Raw genomic sequence first — 9,823 nt, 5'->3', positions numbered from 1 at the left:
TCAAATCCTGTCCCCGCAACCATGAATCCCGTTTGAAAACAAACGCTTAGGCCGCCTCACGGGCGGCCTTTGGCGTTTCTCCAGCGCCAACTGGAATCATATAGGAATCATTCGGGGGAGAATTCCCGCGTAGCACGCGGCCGCGTGGGGTGTGGCGCTGGTGGGCGGAGAAGGGCGCGAATCGGGATGCGGTTCTCAGGTTGCGGTGGAAGCCGGACCTAATCTCAGGAGGGCGATGTACCAAAGTCGCCTTCCAGTCCGTCCTGGTTTTGATGGTGCGCCGTTCGTGCCACCTCTATGAAGGCGCGCAGCGTAGCGGGAATGTGTCTCCGACCATGATAACAAAGGAAAAAGCCGGGCATTATCGGACACCAATCCTCTAGAACGCGGATCAGGCTTCCTTCCCGAAGGTATTCTTCGACAAGGCTTTCATAGACATAGGCAATACCCACGCCATCTAATGCGCCTTGCAGCATCAAAACGTGCTCATCGACGATGAGTGGGCCTCTGATCGTCAGTTCATAAGTTTCAGCGCCTTTTGCGAATGTCCAAGTGCGGAGGACGCCGCTGGGATAGCTGCGTCCGATACATGCATGATTGTGTAACTCGCCAGGGTGCCGGGGGACTGATCGATCAGCAAAATAAGACGGGGCTCCCACGACAGCAAAGCGCCTTTGCGGGCCGACCGGAACGGCAATCATATCTTGTTCCAATCGTTCGGTGATGCGGATACCAGCATCGAAGCCTGCCGCGACAATATCCACGAGACCGTCATTGGTGACGACTTCTAGCGTGATGTCGGGATACTCGGACATAAAACGACCGAGCAAAGGTCGAATAACGAGTTCGGCGGCGCTTCTGGGAACATTCAGCCGCAAGGTGCCTCTTGGTTTGTCCCGAAGGGTATTTATTTGCTCATAGGCTTCGGTCAGTTCGCCCAAGGCCGGGGCGACGCGATGAAGAAATTGCTCGCCGGCAGCCGTAATCCGAACGGTCCGGTTGGTGCGATTGAATAATCGGATACCAAGTGACGTCTCCAAATCACGGATGATATGGCTCAGGGCGGAGGCGCTGATGCCGCGTTCAGCGGCTGCTTTGCGGAAGCTGCGATGCCGCGCGACCGCAACAAACGTTTCGAGCGCTGTTATGCTGGGACGGATCATGGATGAGATATTCCTCATCATTCAGATGAAAATAATGACTATTTTGTCAGCTTTGTAGCTGTGGCTCAATCGATAATCGAACGGCACGCCAATGCTGCCCCACACGGCTTGTCGTGGGCATAGCCGGTGTAAGCGAATGGGACACAAAGCGATGGATTATGGACGGTTAGGAAAAACGGGTCTTCAAATTTCAAAACTATGTCTTGGCTGCATGACATATGGCGTCCCGGACCGTGGTGGCCACCCGTGGACGTTGGACGAAGAAAACAGCCGTCCATTGATCCGGCAGGCCCTGGAAATGGGTATTAACTTTCTCGATACGTCCAACAGTTACTCGGACGGGACATCGGAAGAGATCGTGGGGCGTGCGATACGCGACTTTGCTCGTCGCGAAGATATCGTGCTGGCGACGAAGGTTTTCTTTCCCAGGCGCTCGGTCCCGAATGCTGGGGGGCTTTCCCGTAAAGCGATTATGAACGAGATCGACAACAGCCTGCGTCGGCTGGGTACTGATTACGTCGATCTCTATCAGATCCATCGGTGGGACCCCGCAACACCGATAGAAGAGACGATGGAAGCCCTGCACGACGTCGTAAAGGCAGGCAAGGCCCGATATATCGGCGCGTCCTCCATGTATGCGTGGCAGTTCGTCAAGGCGGTCTATACGGCTCGTCTTAATGGTTGGACCGAGTTCGTCAGCATGCAAGACCATTTCAACCTGCTCAATCGCGAAGAAGAGCGTGAAATGCTGCCATTCTGCCAGGATCAAGGCATCGGCATCTTACCTTGGAGTCCGCTCGCACGCGGACGTCTCGCAAGAGACTGGAATGAAAACACGTATCGACAAGAAACCGACAATTACGGCTCGACGCTTTACGCGAAAGCGATGGACGCCGATCGGGCGGTGATCGAGGCGGTGGGTTTGATCGCAAAGCAGCGTGGGGTATCCCGCGCGCAGGTCGCGCTGGCGTGGGTCCTGCAAAAACAGGCCATAAGCGCTCCTATCATAGGCGCTTCAAAGCCAGGTCATTTGAATGACGCTCTAGCGGCGCTCTCTGTCCGTTTGACGGCCGATGAAATCGCGGCGCTGGAACAGCCCTACATTCCGCACCCAGTTGTCGGATTTTAGCGGTGTATTGCCTTCATGTTTCGATTATTGCGAGGTAACGACATGGTTGTTTTCCCGACAGAACAGGCTGTTGGTCTCAATCGCCGCCAGATTGGCGATGTGATCGTCACGGTCCTGAACGATGGGTATCTTGATTTGAATTTCAGTCTTCTGGACGGCATATCGCCACCCGGCGCGGAAGAAATGATGCGGGCGGTCCACCGCCCCCCGCAGGCGAGACTCAGTGTAGGAGCCTATCTTGTTCAGGATGGGCGGAAGACGGTTCTCATAGATACTGGCGCTGGCGGCTTTAACGGCTGGGGAGGGCGGCTCCGTTCGGCACTTTTGGCGGCCAATATAGAACTGGATGACATTGATGCTGTGTTGCTGACACATGCACATCCCGATCATATCGGAGGGTTGGCAGCGGCGGGAGAAACGCCTGTGTTCAAAAACGCGGAACTGATTCTCTCCCAGCATGAATATGAATTTTGGACGGATGAAAAATATTCATTTGGAATTCCAGACAATGCCCGTCCTAAATTCATGCTGGCTCGTAATGCGTTGGCGGCTTACCGCGCTCGCATGACCCTCGTGACTGCGGGCGAAGTCCTTCCGGGCATAGAGTTTGTGCCGCTTCCGGGCCACACGCCCGGACATGGCGGCTATAGGATCAGTTCAGGCGGTTCCAGTCTCTTGATATGGGGCGATATTGTCCACTTTCCCGATATTCAGATACCGTGTCCAGACGTCACCATCGCTTTTGACGTGGATCCGGTAGAGGCTTGTCGGACAAGACATCGGACGCTTGATATGGTCGCATCGGGCGGTGAACTCGTTGGTGGCTTGCATCTTAATTTTCCCGGTTTCATTCGAGTTCTTAAAGAAAACGGGAAATACAGCTTCTATGAAGAGCCATGGTGTCCTGCGATCATCTGAAACATGCACGGAAAAGTTTACGATTATGCTTTCAACATCCGCGATCTTCGGCGAGTGATCGCGGTTGCGGAGCATCGTAGCCTGCGTCAAGCGGCTCTGGCCTTGGAGGTCGATCAGGGCACGCTGACACGTTCGATCCAGGCGTTGGAGCACGCGCTCCGCATTCCTCTGTTTGAGCGAATGCGGACCGGCGCGCGGCTCACGGCGGCGGGTGTTGTCTTCACGAAGATCGCCGCCTCCGTGCTTGATGGCATGGACGAAGCCATGCTGCATCTGCGCCTGCGGCATAATGGGGTGGTAGGAAGGTTGCGCCTTGGCGTGCAGTTGTCTTTCGCCCAAGGCTTAGTGGCGAACCTGTTCGAACGGTATCAGGCCGCATACCCCGATGTGGACCTTCAAATCATGGACGGCCCGCGTGAGAGATTGTTGCGGGATGTGCTGGCCTCCCGCCTCGACGCGGCGATCGTCATAGCGGGCGAGGGCTGGACCGCCCAAGCCGTCCCGCTGGGGTCGGAAAGAGTGCTGGCGGCTATCGCGCGGGATCACCCCCTCGCGGCGCGGGCGGCGGTGACGTGGCCCGGCCTGTCAGATTGTCTCCTGACGCTCCCGCATCGTGGTGCAGGCATGGAGCTTCGCAAGCTTGCGCTGCTGCATGGCATCCTGCCTGAGCGTATCATGTTTCATGACGCTGCCATTGATCGGTTGCTGGCACTGGCCCGTCACGGGGATAAGATTCTGCTCATCACGGAAGGCACTACGGGCATCAGAATGGATGGCGTCGTTTTCCGGCCGGTCATGGATATAAGCGGCCCGACGATATTCGATCTCGCCCTGTGCTGGCGGGATGGAGAAAGCGATCCTGTTCTCGCCCGCTTTATCGAATTGGCGCGGTACCATCATGAGGATGGCGCTTCTTTCCCTGGTGCTGGTGCTGGTGCTGGTGCTGGTGCTGGTGCTGGTGCTGGTGACGTCTGACGCATGGCGGGAATATCGAGGGGGATGTCGTCACGGAAGGATCGTCCCTGGGACAGACGACGCCCCAGCGTGTCCAGAAACCGGGCAAAGCGTTCCTGCCCCAGCGCATTGGCGGCGGCCTGCGCCTCGGCAGGGAGCGGCGGCATCTGTCCCAGCCAGAAGCGGATGAACAGGGCGTGTGTTTCCAGCGCGATCATCAGGTCGCGCTCCTGCCGCTGCATCTGCCGTGTCAGCCGGTCCAGTCGCCGTGTGAGCGCGGCTTCCGTTTTCTCCGCGCTATCGGGCGACAGGAGCGAGGCGACCGCCGCTTCCACCACGGCGGAGCGCGTCACCTTGCGGCGGGTCGCGAGGTCTCCGATCTGCGAGATCATGGCGACGGGCAGGGAGACGTTCAGGCGGTCACGCATGGAAACCCTCCATGAAAAGCCATGATGTGACCGAAAGATTTTTTCCGGAACAAGACCGAAACTGCGTCGAGTGTACTGAGGCGGACGATAGCGTGAAAGGAACGGGTGGCATGGATCACATGCTGATCCCGAGATCGCGTTTGCGGTCGTGCCGCCAGTCGACTCCCCCATCGTCGCGGGCAACGCCATCGACATACCGGTCGTGCTGCTTCTCCAGCGACAGTGCCCAGGGCACAAGCTGGAAGCCCAGTCCGTTGTCGATCATGGCGAACCGGCCCGAGGACAGGCTGAGGCGTTTCACATACTGGCCGGTGACAAAGTGGCCCGGAACGCTGCGCTCATAAGCCAGCCCGGTCTGTTGCGCGAGTTTCGCGCCGACCTGATCCAGTTCCTGCTGGCGTAGAGTGGCCAGAAGGTTTTTCTGATAGCGCACGGACCCATCCTGCTGGAATGACGCCAACCCGCGATCTGCGAGGTGACGGGTGCGCGCCTGCATGGCCTGCCGCACCTCGGCCCCGAAGCCGGTGCGGGCCAAGTCCATCGGCTGGCGTTCCACCAGCCGATGATCCAGCCATGTCGCGCCCGGTGCTTTGACCTGGGCGGCAAGGTCCAGATCGGAGCGGGCGGACAGCACCAGATAATCCCTGCCGCTCGTCCTGCCGGTTGCGGTGCGGATTTCTACGATGCCGCCATCGGGAGGCGCGTCGCGGAAGGCGTCCACGCCGGGGAAGCGGACATGATGGACGCGCCCGTCCGTGGCGTCGATCACGGCATAGGCTTCGCCGGTCAGTTCGTTGTGCAACCCACGCTCCAGCAGGCGGCCCGTCAGCGCGACAGGCTGATCGCGATCGGCGATCACGTAATCACCGGGAGAGATCACCCGGTCATGGTCGCGCCCCGTCATGGCGCGATGCATGGTTTTGATGATGTCGCCGCGTGCGCCCATCTCGCGCAGCGTGTCCGCCATGCCAGGGGCAAGCGACCATCTTCCCGGTCCTTCTGGCTTTGCCAGCCCCATGCGTTCCAGTGTCTGTGCTCTGCCGGTGAGAAAGGTACGGTGCGCTGGGTTGCGCCCGAGGCTGTGAGCATCCCCAGCATCGGGCCGTAGGTCCACGACGCCCAGATCATCAGCGTGACGCTGCAATTCGGTATCGAGCCGGGTCCAGCGTTCCGCCGTCACGTCCTGGCGTAACGCGGCCTCGATTTCATGCTCGGCGCGTGGGCCAAGTTCCAGCGACACCAGATCCTCCGCCCGAGAGCGCAACCCGTGGCTGATATAGTCGCGGGCGATCACCAGATCGGCCCCAGCCTGATCAACACCCCGCACGATCAGATGCACATGGGGATTGTCAGTGTTCCAGTGCGACACGGCGGCCCAGTCAAGCTTTGTGCCGAGATCGACTTCCATCTGTGTCACCAGATCGCGCGTGAAGCCGTCGAGATCGGTCATCTCCGGCGCGTCCTCGGGCGAGACAATGAAGCGGAAATGATGCCGGTCGTCTTTGCAGCGGGTAGCAAAGTCGCTCGCGTCCACCTCCTGACCATCCGGCCCGAACAGATGCGCTTTCTCGCCGTCGCGAGTGATACCATCGCGGCGCAGATAGCCAAGATGATCGGCCAGCGATCCGGGACGTGCGCAGCGCCCGGTCTTGTCGCACCACGCGAGCCTTCACAGTGACGCGGCGATGAGCGTCGAAGAGACGGCTTTTTCCAAACCGGGAATGGCCTCGCCCGAAGGTCGAAGGGCCGGAGCGCTGACTGCCTCCTTTTCCCTTTCCGGGGCTGCCGCTACTGCCTCCACCCGCACGGCGAGAGGCATGAAGCACCTGTGCCAGAAAGCTGCGGGGCCGGGCCGCGTGTCCCGTGCTTCGGATGTGGCCCAGGCGGACGCGGAAATCCTCATCGCGGGCCATCAGAACCCCACTGTGCAGGAAAACCCCGCAGGAAAGCAGCATACAATCCAAAACCCTGCACACGACCGACCCAGCCTGCACACCAGAAGGCGAGGTGCGACCGCGCCTCGTCGCCCGACGTGGCAGGCCGTTTTATCTTGCCTTCCTCTTTTTATTCTTCTTTATGTCGGTCGAATACATGAAGAGACACTGGAAAAACCATGCCACGGTGGCACAAACCTGCGCCAATGCCGCAAACAAGACGTCATGGCACGCTTCTTTGCGATATGGGGACGAACAGGCCATGAGGTGGGGCCTCCGATCGCATCACCTGAACGAAAATCGGCATCACCTCGGGTGCATCCTGGGCCGCATCTCGGGATGCAAACGGGCCGACGAAAAGCTGATTCCCGGAAGGCGTTTTGACGTGTGACGGATCGACAAAAACCGCGTTGAAAACCGGATTGCCGAGCGACTCTCCGCGCAGCAGCCGGGCGACTCTTGTGACGTATTTTTTTGTCTCGTCGGGAAGCGCACGACTGGTTCTCAACAGTTCCTCGTACCGTCCGGGACCGGCATTGTAGGCCGCGAGGAAGCCCGCATCGCCATAGCGGTCATGTAGCCACCGGAGATAGGCCGCACCCGCTGTGATGTTGTCGCGCGGATCGAAGGGATCGCTTCCCAGATTCAATGCTGCGCGAAGCTTCCGCCATGTGTCGGGCATGATCTGCATAAGGCCCATCGCACCTTTCGGTGATACCGCCGACGCATCACCTGTACTCTCCGCGCGCATCACCGCCATGATCCACGCTGGCGGGATGTTCGCCCGCGTGGCGGCCTCGGTGACATAGGCATCGAACGGCGCGGCGCTGGCACTCTGCATGGATATGGCAACCACGCTGCAAACTGTCAGCAAGCGAAGCACCTTTTTAACGCGGACCATGACGCCACTCGGGCCGGTTCCAGATCAGCCGGAAGCTGTCGGCGCTGTCGCGGTCGGGCATCAGCCGGACACGCAATGGGCGTGCAAACAGCGGATCGTCGATCATCACGGCGAGCCACAGGCCGATGCGCTCGCCCTGCCGTACCCAGGCGCAGCCGACTTCGGTCCCGTCGTCATCCAGGCCACGCAGGACGCGATAATCGGGCGCGTTTTCCGACGTGCGGTTTTCGTTCGGGACGATGGTCAGATCGTCGGCCATGAGGAACGATGTGATTTGCCCAAAGAACCCGTTTTCGGTGCGGGTGAAAGTGCCAAGATGAATCATCTGCATTGCTTTCTGCTTTGAGGGTGTGGTGCATTCATTGGAGCGGCGGAGGCAGCAGCACGGGTGACGGCATTTCATATGAGAGGGGTTCGGCACGCCCGCTCGTGATCCAGACCGGGACAGCCTTGCCGATCACGGACGCTGCGGGCAGCGGGCCGAAATACCGCCCGTCAAGGCTGCGCGGTTCCGCCGGGTTCATGACGAAAATCTCGTCAGGCAAGAGGCGATGACAGCCCTGCCAGACGGGCAGCGGGCGTCCCCGGTGATCGCTGGCCAGCGCGCTGCCAGCACGTTCGCCGTCGATCGTGATGCTGCCTTTTGTCCGGCACACGTTTTGCCCCGGCAAGGCCGCGACGGGTTTCAGCAACGGCACGCCGAACGGCAGATAGCCGCGCTGCGCCAGCAATAGCGCTAGCCGATCCGGTAGTCGGAGAGCGGCGACATCCCCGACATGGAGCGCGTTGCCGGACTGCACCCGATACAGCCCGACCGGCACGCTGGCCGTCTCGTTCCACAACAGTCGCGGCGCGACATGCAGGGACGCCGACGCCGTGACGATGGCGATCCCCACGAACGTCGCCGCCAGCACGGAACGCCGGGTCATGACGCGAGCCTCTTTCGGGCCAGCCATGCCTTGTGCATGGCGCGCGTATAGGGGCGGGAAGCCACGTTGGCGGCGATGCGCCCATTGAGGACGCACCAGTGATCGGGGCAGATTTCGGCGGGGTGCAGCCCCAGTTCCTCAATGGCGTCGATTTCTTCCAGCACGCGCCGGACCTTCGGCCAGCCGGACACGTCCAGCAGCAATTCGCCGCCAGGGCGTACGAAAGGCACGGTCTGGAAGGCGGCCCCCGCTTCCACCGCACGCACGACGTCGAAGCAGGAGACGACAGTTCCGTAATCGTTGGCGGTCCACCGGATGAAGCCGAATACGCTGCCGGGCGTGAAGGCGACCAGACGGCGGCGCTTGTCCAGCACCTTGTCGGACACCGGCTGACCGAACCTGATCCAGTGTTCGACACGTTTTTCGATAAAGGTCAGTTCGACCGTGGTCAGGCCGAGAGCGTCGGAGGCGTCCATGCCGGTCATGGTTCCCGCCTCCAGGCGCGTCGCGCGTCGATGACGGCGGTATAGGTGCCATCGGAGGTGTGGGCGCAGCGATGGGCCTGAAGCCAGGCTTCCACGTCGGAACGGGCATAGAGGACACGCTGGCCGAGTTTGAGGAAGGCGGGGCCTTCGCCGACACAGCGGTATTTCTCCAGGGTGCGGGGCGAGAGGCCGAGCAGTTCGGCGACCTCGGTGGTGCGCAGATAGTCGCGCAGGAAGCGCGCGGGGACCGGGCGCGGCGGTGGCAGCGTCAGCGCGGGTGGTGACGCTGGTTTGTCGTTGGTCATGGAAACCTCCTGTCGGCGCTTCGTGCTTCAGGGCGTGAAGCAGTGGCGCTTACGGGAGGCTGGCGGGAAAAATGCCGTCAGGGAGTGGAGGAAATGACGCGCGCGGATTTCTCCCCCTCTTTGGCGTAGGCAGGCGTAATGGGGCGTATAGGGAACGGGCATCAGCTTCCGTCGAGCAGGGTCACATATCCGCCGTGAACGAGGGCGCTGCCCTCGTCACGCAGGGCACGGGCCATGGCGCGGAGGGCGGAATCGCCCCAGATTCCATCGGGCATGGTCATGGCGGCGGGATCGAGCAGGAGGGATGCGATCTGGCGCTGGCTGGCCCCGGCCTGACGGAGATCGTAGGCGTGGAGGCGGAGAAGGAGCCAGCGATGGCGGGTCTGGGTGATGCGTCGGGGATGACGTGTCGGGAGGGAGAAGCCCAACACCACGGAGGAAAAACGCATGGCTTCGTTCGTCCGGCGTCGGAAAAGTGGATCGAGGGGAATATGCAGCGCCGGGCGGATGATGGCGGCTGTCAAACGAATTGAAGAACTGACCCCTTTGGCGAAACGAGGAACTGCCCCCCCCCCTCATGATGTGGTTGTCTCGACTTCCCTGATGGACGCTCCGGCCTTCTGCAGAAGGCCGGAGCGTCGTTTCTCCCGCAGGCGGTAGCTGTCGCCGCGGATGGT

Annotated in this window: 11 protein-coding genes and 1 pseudogene; 3 read left to right on the top strand and 9 right to left on the bottom strand. The window is 60.7% G+C overall.

The features are described from left to right. Positions 1-224: 224 nt before the first annotated feature. Entirely contained in the window at positions 225-1,163 is a 939-nt protein-coding gene (locus HLH48_RS22070) for a LysR family transcriptional regulator (RefSeq protein WP_182999612.1), read from the bottom strand. A 136-nt stretch (positions 1,164-1,299) separates the two neighbouring features. Here HLH48_RS22070 and HLH48_RS22065 point away from each other — a divergent pair, with 136 nt between their 5' ends. The 3 genes from HLH48_RS22065 to HLH48_RS22055 are packed head-to-tail and all read left to right on the top strand — an operon-like array spanning position 1,300 to position 4,185. Then, entirely contained in the window at positions 1,300-2,292 is a 993-nt protein-coding gene (locus HLH48_RS22065) for an aldo/keto reductase (RefSeq protein ID WP_281374976.1), read from the top strand. 42 nt (positions 2,293-2,334) lie between these two features. Then, positions 2,335-3,210, top strand: coding sequence for an MBL fold metallo-hydrolase (locus HLH48_RS22060; protein ID WP_182999611.1), 876 nt, complete (start codon positions 2,335-2,337; stop codon positions 3,208-3,210). A 3-nt stretch (positions 3,211-3,213) separates the two neighbouring features. Beyond that, positions 3,214-4,185: a LysR family transcriptional regulator gene (locus tag HLH48_RS22055; protein ID WP_182999610.1), complete on the top strand. Its 972-nt coding sequence runs from the start codon at positions 3,214-3,216 to the stop codon at positions 4,183-4,185. On the opposite strand, the gene HLH48_RS22050 is transcribed toward HLH48_RS22055, so the two are convergent. The 8 genes and pseudogenes from HLH48_RS22050 to HLH48_RS22015 form a co-directional block, all read right to left on the bottom strand. Beyond that, positions 4,107-4,592: a CopG family transcriptional regulator gene (locus HLH48_RS22050; RefSeq protein WP_246387703.1), complete on the bottom strand. Its 486-nt coding sequence runs from the start codon at positions 4,590-4,592 to the stop codon at positions 4,107-4,109. The two genes, HLH48_RS22055 and HLH48_RS22050, sit on opposite strands and share 79 nt — an antisense overlap. A 115-nt stretch (positions 4,593-4,707) precedes the next feature. Beyond that, positions 4,708-6,505: pseudogene (locus HLH48_RS22045) on the bottom strand (relaxase/mobilization nuclease domain-containing protein). A 244-nt stretch (positions 6,506-6,749) separates the two neighbouring features. Then, positions 6,750-7,367: a lytic transglycosylase domain-containing protein gene (locus tag HLH48_RS22040; RefSeq protein ID WP_246387705.1), complete on the bottom strand. Its 618-nt coding sequence runs from the start codon at positions 7,365-7,367 to the stop codon at positions 6,750-6,752. 46 nt (positions 7,368-7,413) lie between these two features. Next, the gene (locus tag HLH48_RS22035; RefSeq protein WP_264813191.1) at positions 7,414-7,752 is read right to left on the bottom strand and encodes a DUF736 domain-containing protein; all 339 of its coding nucleotides are present in this window, start codon (positions 7,750-7,752) and stop codon (positions 7,414-7,416) included. A gap of 34 nt (positions 7,753-7,786) precedes the next feature. Further along, positions 7,787-8,356: a S26 family signal peptidase gene (locus HLH48_RS22030; RefSeq protein WP_182999608.1), complete on the bottom strand. Its 570-nt coding sequence runs from the start codon at positions 8,354-8,356 to the stop codon at positions 7,787-7,789. Next, positions 8,353-8,832, bottom strand: coding sequence for a DUF2840 domain-containing protein (locus HLH48_RS22025; RefSeq protein ID WP_182999613.1), 480 nt, complete (start codon positions 8,830-8,832; stop codon positions 8,353-8,355). Before HLH48_RS22025 ends, HLH48_RS22030 begins: the two co-directional genes overlap by 4 nt. Positions 8,833-8,837: 5 nt before the next feature. Beyond that, on the bottom strand, positions 8,838-9,146 hold the full coding sequence (locus HLH48_RS22020) for a helix-turn-helix transcriptional regulator (protein ID WP_182999607.1): 309 nt from the start codon (positions 9,144-9,146) through the stop codon (positions 8,838-8,840). Between the two features lie 161 nt (positions 9,147-9,307). After that, positions 9,308-9,670 carry a DUF2285 domain-containing protein gene (locus HLH48_RS22015; RefSeq protein WP_182999606.1) on the bottom strand — a complete coding sequence of 121 codons (363 nt, stop codon included), beginning with the start codon at positions 9,668-9,670 and terminating at the stop codon, positions 9,308-9,310. Positions 9,671-9,823 lie beyond the last annotated feature (153 nt).

The sequence above is a fragment of the Gluconacetobacter sacchari genome, assembly GCF_014174255.1.
Taxonomy (GTDB): Bacteria; Pseudomonadota; Alphaproteobacteria; order Acetobacterales; family Acetobacteraceae; genus Gluconacetobacter; species Gluconacetobacter sacchari.
Note: the sequence above shows the minus strand (reverse complement) of the source record. Positions and strands in the feature narration are given on the sequence as shown.

Excerpts from the sequence above, each read along its gene's own strand:
- HLH48_RS22030 (WP_182999608.1), bottom strand. The coding sequence starts at position 8,356 with ATGACCCGGCGTTCCGTGCTGGCGGCGACGTTCGTGGGGATCGCCATC.
- HLH48_RS22050 (WP_246387703.1), bottom strand. The coding sequence starts at position 4,592 with ATGCGTGACCGCCTGAACGTCTCCCTGCCCGTCGCCATGATCTCGCAG.
- HLH48_RS22035 (WP_264813191.1), bottom strand. The coding sequence starts at position 7,752 with ATGATTCATCTTGGCACTTTCACCCGCACCGAAAACGGGTTCTTTGGG.
- HLH48_RS22065 (WP_281374976.1), top strand. The coding sequence starts at position 1,300 with ATGGGACACAAAGCGATGGATTATGGACGGTTAGGAAAAACGGGTCTT.
- HLH48_RS22025 (WP_182999613.1), bottom strand. The coding sequence starts at position 8,832 with ATGGACGCCTCCGACGCTCTCGGCCTGACCACGGTCGAACTGACCTTT.
- HLH48_RS22020 (WP_182999607.1), bottom strand. The coding sequence starts at position 9,146 with ATGACCAACGACAAACCAGCGTCACCACCCGCGCTGACGCTGCCACCG.
- HLH48_RS22040 (WP_246387705.1), bottom strand. The coding sequence starts at position 7,367 with ATGCAGAGTGCCAGCGCCGCGCCGTTCGATGCCTATGTCACCGAGGCC.
- HLH48_RS22055 (WP_182999610.1), top strand. The coding sequence starts at position 3,214 with ATGCACGGAAAAGTTTACGATTATGCTTTCAACATCCGCGATCTTCGG.
- HLH48_RS22070 (WP_182999612.1), bottom strand. The coding sequence starts at position 1,163 with ATGATCCGTCCCAGCATAACAGCGCTCGAAACGTTTGTTGCGGTCGCG.
- HLH48_RS22060 (WP_182999611.1), top strand. The coding sequence starts at position 2,335 with ATGGTTGTTTTCCCGACAGAACAGGCTGTTGGTCTCAATCGCCGCCAG.